This is a genomic window from Rhodonellum psychrophilum GCM71 = DSM 17998 (assembly GCF_000381545.1).
Lineage (GTDB): Bacteria > Bacteroidota > Bacteroidia > Cytophagales > Cyclobacteriaceae > Rhodonellum > Rhodonellum psychrophilum.
On record NZ_KB906674.1, the window covers coordinates 73,561 to 89,275 of the forward strand.

Below are 15,715 nucleotides of genomic sequence, written 5' to 3' on the forward strand. Positions count from 1 at the left end.
GTCACACAACGACCAACTTATCTTGTTTCAAAAATCAATATTTCCAACCCGTCCAGAAATCGCAAGGCGAATAAACTTACTTTGGACGTAAAAGAAAGGAGGTCGGCCATGACTTGATCCAATTGATTTTTGGCATTCTTCAGGATGTAGAAAGCCGGAACCTTGGGTGGAAACGGCATACCACAACAATTGAAAATCAATCATTAAATTAAACATGAGAAAAATGAAATCAAAAATAAACAAAATCACAAAAGCAGTCGCAATAGGGATATTCTTTATGGCACTTTTCTTTAATGTAAAGGTGAGCTTGGAGGATCCTTTTATCAAAATAGACAATGCTGTAATGGCTCAAACTAGTAGCGGGAACTGTACATCTCCAAATGCAGATAACTGTCCAGGAGGTGCCTGCTGTTATGAGGGATACTTTGGTGGACAAACTCAAAGCTGCTGTACTGCTTGTTGTCCAGGTCTACTTAGATCTCGGTGCGACTCATCAGGATGTCAATGTGTTTAGTGAAAATAGCTCATCTTTTACTTTGTTGGAAGATGAGCTATTTGTTACAATTAAATTATTAATATAAATGATATATGAAAATAAAAAACGGACTCATTCTAGCAACTTGCATATTGGGATTTTTGGGCTGCGGGAAAGAAAACAATATTTCTGAAAACACTTTGTTTATCAACCCCAATACAGCCCTTCCATCAATAAACCTTTCAACGCTAACGGATACTATATCCTATATCCGACTAGAAACAAACGAAGAAAGTATAATAGGTAAAGCCCATGAAATAGTGATCAAAGAAAAATTCCTCTATGTAAGAGATGTGGACCAACAAGCCATTCTAATTTTTGACCTGAAGGGAAAATTTATTTCAAAACTTCAGAAAAAAGGAGATGGTCCTGATCAATACATGAGAATGGAAAGATTCATGGTTGACGAGCAAGAAAATTATATTGATGTTTTTGACTTTAGAGGAAATAACTCGAGAATAATCAAATATGCTCTTCCTGATTTTGAGATTATCAAGGAAATTCCTTTGTATCTACCACTTGCAAATTCGATGAGAAAGGAAAAAGAGAAAAACATCTACTACTTTTCCTCACAACAGCTGGAGAACCAAATCGGCAATGAATCGGTAAATGCAGATATAATAGCATTCAAAGAAGGTCAACCTCCAGTCGCATTATTCAGTAAAAAAATCAGAAGTCATGGATCGTCATTCTCACCAAACACCGAAAGTATGACAACAAATAGAAATGGGGATATATTTGCTTCCTTGATGTACAATACTACATTTTTTCAACTTTCAGGCATGCAGGCTAATCCCGTCCTTACCATAGACTTCGAAGGGTACGGAATAGACAACTCCATTGGGTTAAAAAATATCGAAGAACAAAAAAACTATCTCAACAATGAAACCGAAGGATTAGCTTCGTTCCCGGTGCTAAATATCTTCGATTCAGACATTATCGCATTTTCATACTATTTCAAAACAGGCATTAGAAATCATCTGCACCATTATATTCATTTTAAAAAAACAGATCAAATTTTCCACACGAGAGATATTGTAAATGATTTAACAACGTATCCGGACAAAGTATATTTAAGCTCCTACTTCTATGCTGTCAATCATGAAGTATTGCATGGTGATTATCTAGTAGATATTGTTTTACCTTGGCATACAAATGAAGGAAAAATAATTGAAATCCCCGGGGTTGGAACTGTCCAGCCGGAGGATAATCCGGTCATTCTGCTGATGAGGCTCAAAGAGGAATATCGATGAAAAATGATACTAATTCATTTTCCTCCTTACAAATTTTGAAAAACCCATATTATGAGCACGTCCGAATACAAGAATAATAACAGCTTTACTTCGGACCCAATAGAAAGGAGGCCGGTTATGACTTGATCTTTGCCTTAATTTTAGCTTTTCTGAACATAGAAAACCCAAACGTCAGCGGGAACGAAATTTCCACAATTCTTAAAAAAAATTTAAATTAAACTTAATAAAAATGAACACGAAATTAAACAAAATCGCAAAAACGGTTGCTATGGGGATTTTCTTTATGGCTTTGTTCTTAAATGTGAAATTCACATTGGAAAACCCCTTTATCACCATAGATAATGCTGCTTTGGCACAGTCTAGTTCGAGTAGTGGTGGTGGAGAAAGTTGGATTTGTTGTAAATCTAATAGTGAAGGTTGCGGCACATATGATGGTTCTATGTGGTTTGACCGAGATTATAGATTATTTAGTAGCTCAACCTGCCCTTAATTACACTTTTAAACGTCCTAGTTGACCAAATTTAAAAGGTCAACTAGGACCTCAAAAAAATTATTTATAATTGAATTGCTTTTTAAAGATGAAAACCAAAATACAAATTTCTATACTGTTCTTGACTTTTTGTATGTCATGTAATGATGATTTATTATATGAAACTGATATTGTATTAGATGAAAAAAAAATAAAAGTGATTAATATAAATTCTTTGAAATACGATTTCAAGGAATTTATAGATCCTTGGAAAGTGGAGATGATAGGGGAACATCTGATAGTCCTGGAAGATCGAAGAATTTCACCCGAGCTACCTCTAATCCACATAATAGATATTAATAATTGGAGATATTTTAAATCTAAAGGAGTTATTGGATTTGGACCTGGAGAAATCCCAAGCACAACACTTATAGAAAAAGGATTTGATGACAATACTTTTTTTGTTTATAGCTCAATGGATAAAGTCTTATCAAAATTTAATATAAACGATAGTAGTCGATATTCAATAGATCAGTTTAAACAGCCTGGTGATGTAAATTCCATAATTAAAATGTTTCCTCTTACCGACAGCACCTATATTGGAATTTCAACTAATGATTCCAGTAAAATTATTGAGTTTGATAAAGAGGGAAAGCGAATAGCAGAATACGGAGAGTGGCAAAAAATGCAAAAGCATAAAGAATTTAGCAATTTTAACCATTTTGTATTGAATCAAGGTTGGTTTAAGGGAGATAGAGAACTGGGCATTTACGTAAAAGCCTGTATTTTTAGAGATAGGTTGGAAATTTTTGATTATAAATCCAAGGGATTCAAAGTCATTGACGGGCCAGATCTTAATTTACCGGAATTTGAAAATTATGGTCCAAATGTTCCTTTAAATATTCCAATCAGTAACCCTTTCAGATATAGGGATGTGTCGTTTTCAACTCGCCATATTTATGCGCTTTATGGAGGGATTAATGACCAGGCAATTAGAGAAACGGGAGAAATAGCAAGAAAAATTTATGTTTTTTCTCATAGCGGCGAGCCATTGGCAAAGCTTAACTTAGATAGGTCGATCCAGGGACTCGTCATAAATGAGAAAAAAAGAGAGATTTATGGCCTGACAAACGATGAAGATCCTGGAATAGCTGTATTTAAAATTCCCCCAGGAGTTTTCTAAATTTGAAAAAAGATGCTTATCATTCGGTTATGGCTATTACCATTGTGTTTCTGGGAAGGAAAGCTCACGGATGGGCATTCATGGTAGCCAGTGTAGTGTTTCTGTCCGGAGTACAATTGATTGTCTAAGGGGTGATCAGGGAATATAAGTGAAATATACCGGAGGTTATCCAACGACCTACTTATCTTGTTTCAAAATCAAATATTTACAACTTGTCCGGAAATCAAAAGGAGAAAAATCTTACACTGGACGTTTGGGTATGCAGTCAGGTCCAAGGTGTGGGCTGTGTCACAAAAGATGGATCCCTTCTTTCCTTGGGATCGCACCTATTATGGTGGATCATACTGTCCATAAATCAATTACGGGATAGGGGGAGGTAAAACCTACCCCTATCATTTAATCCACTTCGTAAAACATATCATCAATGAAACCAACCTTCTTTAAACTACTGCTATATATATCTATATTTATTATTTCTTGCAATCCATCCCCAAAAAATGATACTGAATTTAATCCCGAAAAATTAGTGTCCTATTATTTAGTATCCGAAAAATCAGATAATTCCAACATTCTAAATCCAAGGAGACTATTTAGTCAAGGTGGCTTTCTTTTTATCATCGAAGATTATCGAATGCCTCCAGATCTACCCTTAATCCATATTTTTAGAAAAGACCCAATAACTTACTTTAATTCGAAAGGGAAAATAGGATTTGGCCCATTGGAAGCCCAATCAGTTGAAGTCTATAATCCCGGACTTTCTGACAGCACATTCGTCATGTACAGTGGTATGGATAGAAAATATATCGAATACCATATTTTTGACAGTTCCAGGCTTGGGATCAGGGAATTTAGAATACCTACTTCTGAAACCCCACTGGGATCAATATACTTTTCACCGGATTCAACTTTCATCGGAATTCCCACATACGATGAAAACAAATTCGTGGAAATTAATCTTCAAGGAAAAAAGATCAATGGATTTGGAAAGTGGGAACATGTCGAAGGAAAAAAAGAAATGTCTTATTTCCATCATTTTCATCTCAACCAAGGCTGGTTTAAGACTGATGATGACTTTAAATTGCTTGTAAATGCTTCAATATTCAGAGACCGATTGGAAATTTTTGACCTACAAACAAAAGAAATAAAAACCATTGACGGCCCATCCGCAGAGCTTCCCGAATTTAATTTTTATGAAGCCACTATGCCTCTGGATATTCCCATATCAAATCCTTTTAGATATCGTGATGTCTATATTTCCAATAAAAGGATTTATGCATTGTACGGGGGTTTAAATGAAGCTCATTATAAGGAAACCAGCGAATTAGCTAAGAAAATATTTGTTTTTACCCGACAAGGTGAACCGATTCTCAAGTTTGATCTTGACAGGTCTGTCCACTCCATAGTAGTTGACGAAGAGCTAAATAAGATTTACGGATTAACCACTGATGAAGATCCGGGCATTGCTGTATTTAGAATGCCACCTGGAGTTTTCTAAATTTGGAAGAAAGATGTATGGCATTCCGTTACAGTTTTTAAGCTGAATCAATAGTGTTCTTGGAAAAAAAGTCTAGGTATGGGATCCAGTGATAGCCAAGGGTTATTCTCAGGAGTATAATTGGTCGTGTTGGGATTATTATTGCGCAGTTTAAATAATATGGGGAATAACATATTAAAGTCAATTGAGTAAAGTATGCTTTTTACAGTCTTATTTTTTGTAGATCAATACCAATTCAGATTTATAAAACAAAAAAGGAGCTGAATCGATTTCAGCACCTTTTTTTAATTTATTCGGGAAGCGTATCTTTTTTCTCAGCTTCTTGACCTGGTTTTTCTTCAGGCTTTTCCCTAAGATCTCCCTCAGGTTTTTCCCCCGGTTTCCCTTCTGGATAGTAATGATGGACGTCTCTTTGCGGAAATGGCACCTCGATTTCGTTGGTTTCAAGGGCCTCCTTGATTTCCTCCATGTTGTCCCAAAACACAGGCCATAGATTGGCCGCATCAACCCAGCAGCGTATTGTGAGGTCCAGGGAACTGTCTCCAAAATTTGTGAAATAAACCACAGGAGCTGGATCTTCAAGGATCCGCTCATCTTTTTTCAAGGTATCCAAGATTACCTTCCTGGTTTTTTTCAAATCCGTGCCATAGGCCACGCCCACAGACATATCCACTCTTCTGGTGGGTTTCTGTGAATAATTGGTCATGGAGTTATTTGCCAAAGCCCCATTTGGGATCGTCACGACCTTGTTGTCAAAATTCCTAACCTTGGTGTAGAGAATGTCTATGCTTTCCACTGACCCGATCGTGCCTTGCGCTTCTATGGTTTCGCCAACCTTGAAGGGCTTGAAAATCAAAATCAAAACCCCGCCGGCAAAATTGGCCAAAGAACCCTGAAGGGCCAAACCAATAGCCAAACCTGCGGCACCCAGCATGGCGACAAAGGAGGTCATCTCCATGCCCAAAGTCGTGGCTACACTGATGACCAAGAGCACATATAAAATTGCAGTAACCAGGCTTTTCAAGAATGAGGTCAGCGAGGCATCGATATCGTATTTCAAAAAGACTTTATTCAGGAGATTGGTCAGCAAACGGATTACATACCGACCGATAAAAAATAAAATAAGGGCTTTGAACAAGGCTGGCCCCAGTTGAAAAGCCAAGTCAACGGCCCGCTGTTGGATGATTTCTAAAGTTGTTAAATCTAGTTTCATGTTTTAAATATTGGTGAATGAAATATGAATTGCCAGGCCAATCTTGATCAAATAAAACAAATCACCTGCCACCGAAAGGCCCAATTCCAACGGATTTCAAAATTGGAGAAACCTGAGTTGTTCAGGATGTGGTGCCATTCGGATCTTTTGAATCCTCTTAAAACAGATAAGGGTCCGTCATGTTTGACCATTGTGGACCGTGAAAAAAGGCGTGTCAAAAACCGGATACTGAAATAAGCGACGGGATGCCGATGCAGGTCATTGATGATTATCCCAAGTTTGGCCTTCCCCTTACAAGAATTTAGGAGTAAAATTAGTTCCTCATCCGTAAAATGATGCGTAAAAAGTGTACAGGTGATCAGGTCGACTTTTTCGTCAGCGAATCCGGGATCAAAAATATTTTGGGTTTTAAAACTGGCCTCTGGAAGATCTTTGAGATTGTTTTTTGCCATTTCAATGGTGTTGGCATTGGCATCAATGCCGATGAACTGGCAGGAGTTTTTTGTTTTCTTTGCCCAATCCGCCATCACCCTGATCATGTCCCCGCCCCCGCAGCCGATATCCGCAATCACATAATTGGGCTGGGGATTCTGCCCCATGATCTTGGCCAGTCCGTTGGTGGTGACATAATTTCCCCCAAGGAGTTTGTTGATCGTGCGGAGTTCCTTCAGCGTTTGGGACAAAACAGGCCCATCGACTTCCAGGTTATCCATGATTTCCTTTTGGTAGCTTCGCTTGGTGAATTTATTGCTCATTTTTCCAACAATAAGGTTTCCAATGTAAGGCCCGGGCCAAAACCCATCGCCAAAATTTCCCCTTTTTTGTCTTCCTGATCCAACCATTTCTCCAAAACGAACAGGATCGTGGCGGATGACATATTGCCGAAGGCCGAAAGAATGTCATGTGAGGCTTGGTTTTGAGTGCTTGAAATCCCAAACGCTTCCTCGACCTTTTGCAGGATTTGTTTTCCCCCGGGGTGAATGGCAAAATGGGGGATTTTGGATAAATTGAAGTTGGCCTCCAGGCTCTCCGAAAGTCTTTTGATGCCATTGTTGAGCAAGTCGGGAATATACTTGCTCAGTTTCATCTCAAACCCAAAATCACCGATGGACCATGCCATATCTTCTTCTCCTTCCCGCAAGATCTGGCTTTTGTATTTTTTGATTTTCAAGCCCGTCCCTTTTTTGGTGACCAGGGCCGCGGCCGCTCCGTCTCCAAAAATGGCATTTGCCAGGAGATTGTTGTCATTGTAGGTTTTTTGAAAATGCAGGGTGCACAATTCCACCGAGATCACCAGTACCTTCGCCTCAGGCTCGCTGTCACAGATTCTGTCCGCCAGTTTGAGCCCGTTAAAGGAAGCGTAGCAACCCATAAAGTGAATGGCATACCGCTCCACATCGGTGCTGAAACCCATTTGATGGATAATGTCCATCTCGACGCCCGGAGCATACATGCCCGTGCAGGATATCATGATCAAGTGGGTAATTTGCGAAGGGGTAGTGTTGGTCTTTCCCAGGCATTTGTCGATCGCCCGAATGGCCAATCCAGCGGCTTCCTTTCGGAAAACCTCCATGCGTGCCTGGGTGGATGGAAAAGGCTCGAGAGATTCGTTTTGTGGGAAAAATTTGAAATCCGATGGGGTCACATGTTTAAAATCCTCCAATACACTGTGTCGGTTTTGAATCCCGGACAGGCGATAAACAAAATTTAATTTTCTGGCTTCCGCATCCTCAAGCCCATGGGCAAGTTTCATAAAGCGGCCAATTTGCATCTGGGGAATGGCTTCTCCCGGGTTGGCCGTACCTATACTCGCTATATGGTTGTTCATTCAATTTAATTTACGCTTAATTTTAATAAATTGTACGGTATATACGAAACAAGCACCAATTGTAAAGGTTAAAAATAAAAATTTAATTATGCTAAAACTATCCAGCTGGAAACACCTCCGCATCCCTTTTTCATTTTACTTGCTTCCGGTCTTCATTTTTGCGCTTGCGTTTACTCCAAACCATAATCCCGAAAGGCTTTTGATTGTTTTCGTGGCCCTCCATCTTTTTCTGTATCCCTCCAGCAATGGCTACAACAGTTATTTCGACAAGGACGAAAAGAGTATTGGAGGACTGAAAAATCCCCCCAAAGTAACAAAAGGTTTGTATTATCTCTCCTTGTTGTTTTTTGTGGTTTCACTTTTTCTCGGTTCCCTGATCAATTGGGCCTTTGTTTCGATGCTGCTGGTGTACAGTCTTGTCTCTATGGCGTACAGCCATCCTTCCATTCGACTGAAAAAATATGCTTACCTCAGTTGGATCACTGCGGGAATTTTCCAAGGCTTTTTCACTTTCGTGATGTGTTATGCTGGATTGAGTGATTTTGGTTGGGAGGTTTTTTCAAAACCCCATGTGGTGATTCCGGGCTTGCTCACCAGCATCATGCTTTTGGGCTCTTATCCACTTACCCAGGTGTATCAGCACGAGGAAGACAGCAAAAGAGGGGACCAGACCCTCAGCCTGAAACTTGGGATCAAAGGGACATTTTTGTTCTCCTCGGTTTGGTTTCTGGTAGCGGGAATCGCCTTTGGCACTTTCTTTTTCAGCCGAAATCAGGAATGGGCTTTTTATGGTTTTTTATTGGCGATGCTTCCCGTGATCTTATATTTTCTGGTCTGGTTCAGGTTTATCCAAAAGGACCAAAAAGAATATGCAAACTACACCTGGGCCATGTGGATGAACCGCATTTCCGCTTTGGCCCTCAATGTTTTCTTCGCCTGGTATTTTCTCGAAAACACCCAGATTCTTCAGGTGTTTTGATGCAAATCGGAAGGTTGCCAATTCCTAAACTTTGAGTTCAAGCCTTTGATTTTCTATCCTATTAAACCCATTCCCCAATTTTATTTCGGGAAATGGGTTTCATTCCTGAAATAAAAGCAATATATTTTAGTTCAAATTTTGGATTGGGAAAATATGCGAGGAAGATTTTTGGACAATATTGGTTTCTTGGCTCTTGCTTTTTAAGGGATGAAGAATTTGACAATAAAAGCATGGAGGACGAATTGGGATTTGTAAGACTGAATAGTAAATAAATGATGACGATGAAAAATACATTGACTGTTTTTTCCCTACTGTTTTTGATGGCTTGTGGTTCTTCAGAAAAGGAATCTGCCATGGATTACAAAACCATGAATTTTTCGATGGACACCGTGATGGTGGATCCGGGTCAGGAAATCATCAACCTAAAAAACAATCTCTGGATTTCAGACATTTCCAAAGACAAGAAATACCTCTTCAACTGGGATCAGGACAATTCGATTCTGGAGAAAATCAACCTTGATGAACTCCGCCTTGAAGAAAAGCTGACTTTCGAAAAGGAAGGGCCAAACGGAATCGGAAGTTATATCAGTTGGATTTCGCTTTTGGGTGAAGACCAGATTCTCTTTGCCAATTTTCAGGACATGGGCCTGTTTGGTTTCAACAAGGAAAAGATAAAAACATATACGCTCAAAGGGCAGGAGTTTGAAGGGGATTCTCTGGAACAGTACGAAAGCTTCAACCGCAGGGCCATCCTCACCAACGAAGGCAATAACATCTACGGAATATTGGGCAACTGGACCTCCAAAACTCATACACTCGCCAAAGTGGATTTCAAAAACAAAACCCTGAAAAAACATGCTTTGCCGGGATTTGAAAAGTTGGCAGATTTTTCGGTAATGCTCCAGACTGGACAGATGACAATGATCTCTGCGGCTGATCAAAAAATACAGGAAATAGAGGGGAAACTCATCCTCTCCAATTCTGTATTCAACAGCCTCTTGATCTACGACTTGGATATGGATTCGCTCTATCAAGTAGAATACAACAATGCCCTCACCAAAAACTCCAAAACCGGAAAATATCAAAACCAGGTGGAATCCGATGCCGAATTTCAAAGAGTCATGACAGACATCAATGCCGAGATCACCTTTCTGGCGCCGGTTTGGGATCCCAAAAACCAAAAATTCTACAGGTTTTCTTATGAAAGTATCCCATCAGACGTTCCACTGGAGGAGGGGGAGCGCGCCAAAAGTAGGGTTTTTCTAACCGTATTGGACAAGGAATTCAAGATTTTGGGAGAGGGCTTGGTTTCGGAACTTCAAGAAGTACCCAACACCCATTTTGTGAAAGATGGCAAAATATGGATTGCCAAAAACATTGAAGATGAATTGGGATTTGTCCGCTTGAGTTTTTGATCTTCTGTAAAAATCTTCCCAAAGGGATCCTCAAATCCAGTCCGTGTAAATTTTGTTCTAAATTTTCAATCTAGCCTGAAAAAACAATCAAAATTCCGTCCTTTTACTGGAATATTTTAGTCCAATCTCGGCAAACTGAGCTTGTATTTGACGGCGATAAGGCGAATACTGATAATGACGGAAATGGAAATCAGCATATTGTAATCCCTTTCCAACCCAAAATAATTCAGGATCAGGTATAGGATCGCACCCGCAAGACAGGCGGAAGCATAGATTTCCTTTCGGAAAAGAATTGGGATTTCATTGGTCAGCGTATCCCTGAATACGCCGCCCATGACAGCGGAAAACATCCCCATAATGGCTGCAATCTCAGGTCTGACACCGAGACTCAGGGCCTTTTCCACACCCAAAATGGTGAAAAACCCTATCCCCAGTGTGTCAAATAAAAACATGGTTCTCCGCAGTTTGAGCATCATTTTTGGAAAAATAAAGGCGATAAACACCCCCGCAAAAATGGCGTACAGAAAATACACATCCCCAATCCAGACCAAGGGATAGCTCCCCAGTAACATGTCCCTCAAGCTTCCTCCGCCAATCGCGGTGATGAAACCTGTAAAACCAGCACCAAAGACATCATGTTCGAGATCCCTCACCGCCAAAGCACCTGAGATGGCGAAGACAAACGTTCCTACGAGTTCTAAAGGGTATTGTAAATCCATGTGTTGGGAATTGTAAAAATGCGATTGAAATGGGAATTGCTTTTTTGCAAAGACAGATTCTGCCAATCAAAATTGGTTGCGTCGAAATTTTTCTTTTTATTCCTTTATTCTGATTCCTTGAAGATTCAGACGGGATTGGATTTACAAATCCAATCCTGTATTACGGGAAATCAAGGAAAGGATCAATTGAAGGATTCCCGGAGATATTTGGCCGTAAAATTATCTTTTACTTCCATCAAGGCTTCCGGAGTACCTTCGAAGGTGACATAACCACCCCTTTCCCCACCCTCGGGACCCAAGTCGACGACCCAATCCGCGGATTTGATCACTTCGGTATTGTGCTCGATGATGATGACCGAATGTCCTTGCTCGATCAGGGCATTGATCGAATGCAGCAGCTTTTTGATGTCATGAAAATGGAGTCCGGTCGTCGGTTCATCAAAGATGAACAAGATATGGTCTCCTGTTTTCGTTCCTCCTTTTCCTAGAAATGAAGCGAGTTTGACCCTTTGTGCTTCGCCACCACTGAGTGTACTGGAAGATTGACCCATCCCGATATAGCCCAATCCAACTTCTTGCAGGGGTTGGAGTTTGTTGATGATGGCAGTTTTTCCCTGGAAGAAATCCATGGCCTCGTCAATGGTCATCCCCAGCACATCGGAAATGCTTTTTTCCTTGTACTTGACATCCAGGATCTCGTTTTTGAAACGCTTTCCCTTGCAGGATTCACAGGTCAGGTGAATATCTGCCATAAACTGCATCTCCACAGTCGTGATCCCTTCTCCCTGACAGGCCTCACAGCGTCCGCCATCCACGTTGAAACTGAAAAATGCGGGTTTGTAATTGCGTTGTTTTGAGACCGGTTGTTCCGAAAAGAGTGTTCTGATGGCGTCATAGGCCTTCACATACGTGACAGGATTGGAACGGGAGGATTTCCCGATGGGGTTTTGGTCCACAAATTCTACCTGGGTGACATTCTTGTAGTCGCCTTCCAGCTTGTCGAATCTTCCCGTTTCATCGATCACGGTTCCAAAAATCTTTCCAAGTGCGGGATAAAGTACTTTTTTGACCAAAGTGGATTTTCCCGAACCACTGACGCCGGTGATGACGGTCAAAGTATTGAGGGGAAATTTGACGGTCAGATTTTTTAGGTTGTTTTCCCTTGCACCTTTGACCAAGATGCTGTCCTTCCATTTTCGGTTGCCCTTTTTGATATTGATTTTTTCCTCTCCCCTGAGATATTGGGCAGTATACGTGTTGGAATGGATCATAAGCTCTTCTAGGTTTCCCTGGAACATCAGATGCCCACCCTTTACGCCAGCTTCGGGTCCGATATCAATGATCTGGTCGGCTGCTTTCATTATCTTTTCCTCATGCTCCACCACGATCACGGTATTCCCGATATCCCTGAGGGATTTTAGGACTTCTATCAGCCTGTCCGAATCCCGTGGATGCAAGCCGATACTGGGCTCATCCAAAATATACATGGACCCGACCAAGGCAGAACCCAGAGAAGTGGCCAGTTTGATCCTTTGAAATTCCCCACCCGAGAGGGATGAAGTTAGCCTGTTGAGATTCAGGTAGCCCAAGCCTACCTGATCGATGTAAGACAATCGGTTTTGGATTTCGATCAGAAGTCGGTTGGCCAATTTTTTTTCAGGTGCACTCAACTGGATGTTTCCGAAGAAATCCAAGGCCTTTTCGATCGGCATCAGGACGATGTCCGTGATGCATTTTCCATCGATGATGACATAGGAAGCGTCTTTTCGCAGCCTTGTTCCCCTACAATCCGGACACGTGGTCTTGCCCCTGAACCTGGACAACATGACGCGGTATTGGATTTTGTGCGATTTGGTTTGCAAGTCTTCGAAGAAATCCGTCAATCCTCTGAAATGCTGGTTTCCTGTCCAGAGAAGTTGTTGCTCTGCTTCGCTCAGATCCTCGTAGGAACGGTGGATCGGGAAATCAAAATAGATCCCTTTTTTCACCAAGGGCTCCAGCCATTTGCCGGAGGTCTCTCCCCGCCAAGGGGCAATCGCTCCCTCAAAAACGGATAAGCTTTTGTCTGGAATGACCAAATCAGGGTCCAATCCCAACACAGAGCCAAATCCTTCACAGGTTTTGCAGGCCCCATAGGGATTGTTGAAACTGAAAAAATTCACCGACGGCAACTCGAAGCTGATGCCGTCCAGTTCAAAACGGTCTGTAAATGTCTTTTTGGGCTGCCCCGGAAAGATGATGGAGCAGTCTCCATGTCCCTCAAAAAAGGCGGTCTGCACGGAATCTGCAATTCGGAATTGGTTGTCCTCATCCTCTTTTTTGATGACCGCACGGTCTATCAGGATTTCATAATCTCCCTTAGGCGTCTTTTTTTCATTGACCAAATCTTCCACAAAATGGACCTCTCCGTCAATGAGCACTCTTGTAAAACCCTTCTGCAACAGCAATTCCAATTCCTGGATCTGGTCCCGGCCATTGATCAATTGGAGAGGGCAGGCGATCATCACCTTTTCGCCTTCGGCAAAACCATGGATAAAATCGACCACGTCGGTAACGGTATGGTGCTTCACTTCTTCCCCACTGACCGGCGAATAGGTCCTTCCAATACGGCTAAAAAGCAATTTCAGGTAATCATAAATCTCGGTGGTGGTGCCCACCGTGGAGCGCGGGTTCTTGGTGGAGGCTTTCTGTTGGATAGCGATGGCGGGGGAAACTCCTTTGATGTACTCCACATCGGGTTTTTCCATTCTGCCCAAAAACTGCCTTGCATAGGAGCTCAGGCTTTCCACGTACATTCTTTGGCCTTCGGCAAAAAGGGTGTCAAAAGCCAAAGACGATTTTCCAGAACCTGAAAGTCCGGTGATGACAATCAGTTTGTTTCTGGGTAAGGCCACACTCAGGCCTTTGAGATTGTTTACCCGGGCATTCTTGATGATGATAAAAGATCTGGGATCGAGGGAATCGATGTCGATTTCGGAGGCTTTTGTGCTTACGCTCATAATTTGCAAAGATACCCATTCAACCTTTGAATTGATAATTTGTTGGAAAAATTAACCGCATACGGGTAGGTAAAACCCGATGGATTTAAAAAGTTAGGTGTTTTAGCCTTCTTATATCGCTTGATTTTAATGATTAAGAACCTTGTTCATAACTCCTCGATATTTGCCAAAACAATCCCATAAACATAGAAACGAACAATCCGCAGCAAACTATAAAGAAGGTAAGTCCTTGGAAGCATTCCCCCAGCACCGCAGAGGAGTGCAGTGGCCGAAAAAGGGATTGGACTGACCGCTGCCACAATTATTAAAAAAGCCCCGTATTTTTTGAACAGATAAATCTGCTTCTTGAGGAGCCTATTTTTTATTTGCATGATTTTCCCATTGTTTTTCAATAAGCGGCCCAAAGTGAAATTCAAAAATCCAGCAATATAAGAGATGATGGACAGCAGGCCAATACTGGTCAGATAGGAACTCATATGTTCCGTTTCTAAGGACCAAAGGATAAATACCTCCGGAGGAATGATCCCAAAAAGCACTTCCGAAACCACATACACGGTGATTACCATGGGCGGATTGTCATAAATACCGCCAAACCAAAGTTCCCGTTGCTCTTCACCGATGGTGTTTTTGATGAGCAAAAAAGCAAATATCAATATTGCCAAATATAAAAAGCCCCTGAGAATGTTTTTGACCAAAAATCTACTTTTCTCATTCAAGATTTCCTTTCCCATATACCGTGGATTTAGGATTGAAACTGTGTTAAAAATCATAAGCCTAGGCCTAATTTACCATTTTAATATTTCCGATTCAGGGAACTCATTCTGTGAATTTTCTTTTTCTTTGTGTACAGTATGTCAACAACGAGAAAATGAAAGCAGATAAAAATAAAGTAGTATCGGTGGCCTATGAATTGCACGTGGACGACGGCGAAAATGGCAAGGTTTTTTACGAAAAAGTGACCAAGGATAAACCCTTTGAGTTTCTGTTCGGAACTGTGGGATTGTTGCCCAAGTTTGAAGCGGTCCTGATGGGGAAATCAGCTGGGGAAACTTTCGAAGTTTTCATCGATTTTGAAAATGGCTATGGCGATTACGACGAAAGCAAGCGGGTAGTGGTTCCGAAGTCCAATTTCAAGGAAGATGGGAAGAAAAACAAAGACATAATGAAAGTCGGCAGGGTCATCCCCATGCAGGACGATCAGGGCAACCAACTCCGTGGAGAAATCCTGAAGGTGGATTACAAAGGCATCCACATGGATTTCAATCCGCCGCTGGCAGGTTTTGACCTCTATTTTTCCGGCGAAGTGGTCAGTGTCAGAGAAGCCGACCCCGAAGAACTCGAACATGGCCACGTCCACGGACCCGGTGGACACCAACATTAAAAATAAGTCCCTCTGTATGGGCTGCATGAAACAGTTTCGCGCAGCCCACACAGCGGTTTTCTTGTCACTAGAATTCATTTTTTTCTTTGGGCCTTCTACGAAATCCTTTGTGCGCTCTGCATGAAGTGTTTTTTCACAAAGAGCGCAAAGTTTCACGCGAAGTCCGCAGAGGTTTTTTGGTACTAGAGTTTCTTTGTTTTTTTTCTTTGTGTCTTTTGCGAAAGCTTTGGAGTGTTCTGCGAGGAA

14 protein-coding genes are annotated in these 15,715 nt (G+C 41.4%); 7 read left to right on the plus strand and 7 right to left on the minus strand.

The features are described 5' to 3' along the window. Positions 1 to 17 precede the first annotated feature (17 nt). The gene (locus tag F824_RS28110) at positions 18 to 179 is read right to left on the minus strand and encodes a hypothetical protein (RefSeq protein ID WP_019596445.1); all 162 of its coding nucleotides are present in this window, start codon (positions 177 to 179) and stop codon (positions 18 to 20) included. A 409-nt stretch (positions 180 to 588) separates the two neighbouring features. Here F824_RS28110 and F824_RS0103370 point away from each other — a divergent pair, with 409 nt between their 5' ends. The 4 genes from F824_RS0103370 to F824_RS0103385 all read left to right on the plus strand — a co-directional run bounded on the left by F824_RS0103370 (position 589) and on the right by F824_RS0103385 (position 4,935). Then, complete coding sequence (locus tag F824_RS0103370) at positions 589 to 1,788, plus strand: 6-bladed beta-propeller (protein ID WP_019596447.1); 1,200 nt, start codon at positions 589 to 591, stop codon at positions 1,786 to 1,788. A 229-nt stretch (positions 1,789 to 2,017) separates the two neighbouring features. Beyond that, entirely contained in the window at positions 2,018 to 2,278 is a 261-nt protein-coding gene (locus tag F824_RS27410) for a hypothetical protein (protein ID WP_139189614.1), read from the plus strand. A gap of 88 nt (positions 2,279 to 2,366) precedes the next feature. Beyond that, on the plus strand, positions 2,367 to 3,440 hold the full coding sequence (locus F824_RS0103380) for a BF3164 family lipoprotein (protein WP_019596449.1): 1,074 nt from the start codon (positions 2,367 to 2,369) through the stop codon (positions 3,438 to 3,440). Positions 3,441 to 3,864: 424 nt separating this feature from the next. Continuing rightward, positions 3,865 to 4,935, plus strand: a complete 1,071-nt coding sequence (locus F824_RS0103385; protein ID WP_019596450.1) for a BF3164 family lipoprotein — start codon at positions 3,865 to 3,867, stop codon at positions 4,933 to 4,935. Positions 4,936 to 5,224: 289 nt separating this feature from the next. Here the strand turns inward: F824_RS0103385 and F824_RS0103390 are convergent, their stop codons facing one another. Genes F824_RS0103390 through F824_RS0103400 form a run of 3 tightly spaced genes read right to left on the minus strand, consistent with a single transcriptional unit; the run spans position 5,225 to position 7,976 of the window. Continuing rightward, complete coding sequence (locus F824_RS0103390; RefSeq protein WP_019596451.1) at positions 5,225 to 6,148, minus strand: mechanosensitive ion channel family protein; 924 nt, start codon at positions 6,146 to 6,148, stop codon at positions 5,225 to 5,227. A 47-nt stretch (positions 6,149 to 6,195) separates the two neighbouring features. Further along, a complete protein-coding gene (locus F824_RS0103395; protein WP_019596452.1) occupies positions 6,196 to 6,903 on the minus strand; it encodes a methyltransferase domain-containing protein in 708 nt (235 codons plus the stop codon). After that, positions 6,900 to 7,976, minus strand: coding sequence for a type III polyketide synthase (locus F824_RS0103400; RefSeq protein WP_019596453.1), 1,077 nt, complete (start codon positions 7,974 to 7,976; stop codon positions 6,900 to 6,902). The genes F824_RS0103395 and F824_RS0103400 overlap by 4 nt, the downstream gene beginning before the upstream one ends. A gap of 88 nt (positions 7,977 to 8,064) precedes the next feature. Here F824_RS0103400 and F824_RS0103405 point away from each other — a divergent pair, with 88 nt between their 5' ends. Together F824_RS0103405 and F824_RS0103415 are read left to right on the plus strand one after the other, a co-directional pair. Next, positions 8,065 to 8,955: a UbiA family prenyltransferase gene (locus tag F824_RS0103405; protein ID WP_019596454.1), complete on the plus strand. Its 891-nt coding sequence runs from the start codon at positions 8,065 to 8,067 to the stop codon at positions 8,953 to 8,955. Between the two features lie 281 nt (positions 8,956 to 9,236). After that, positions 9,237 to 10,370: a DUF4221 family protein gene (locus tag F824_RS0103415; RefSeq protein WP_161629739.1), complete on the plus strand. Its 1,134-nt coding sequence runs from the start codon at positions 9,237 to 9,239 to the stop codon at positions 10,368 to 10,370. Positions 10,371 to 10,486: 116 nt separating this feature from the next. Here F824_RS0103415 and F824_RS0103420 read toward each other — a convergent pair whose 3' ends face one another. From F824_RS0103420 to F824_RS0103430, 3 genes are all read right to left on the minus strand, one after another. After that, complete coding sequence (locus F824_RS0103420; protein WP_026333468.1) at positions 10,487 to 11,089, minus strand: trimeric intracellular cation channel family protein; 603 nt, start codon at positions 11,087 to 11,089, stop codon at positions 10,487 to 10,489. A gap of 182 nt (positions 11,090 to 11,271) precedes the next feature. Next, positions 11,272 to 14,088: an excinuclease ABC subunit UvrA gene (gene uvrA / locus F824_RS0103425; protein ID WP_019596458.1), complete on the minus strand. Its 2,817-nt coding sequence runs from the start codon at positions 14,086 to 14,088 to the stop codon at positions 11,272 to 11,274. A gap of 146 nt (positions 14,089 to 14,234) precedes the next feature. Next, positions 14,235 to 14,819, minus strand: coding sequence for a VTT domain-containing protein (locus tag F824_RS0103430; protein WP_019596459.1), 585 nt, complete (start codon positions 14,817 to 14,819; stop codon positions 14,235 to 14,237). Positions 14,820 to 14,956: 137 nt separating this feature from the next. Here F824_RS0103430 and F824_RS0103435 point away from each other — a divergent pair, with 137 nt between their 5' ends. Beyond that, a complete protein-coding gene (locus F824_RS0103435) occupies positions 14,957 to 15,469 on the plus strand; it encodes an FKBP-type peptidyl-prolyl cis-trans isomerase (protein ID WP_019596460.1) in 513 nt (170 codons plus the stop codon). The last annotated feature ends 246 nt before the right edge of the window (positions 15,470 to 15,715 follow it).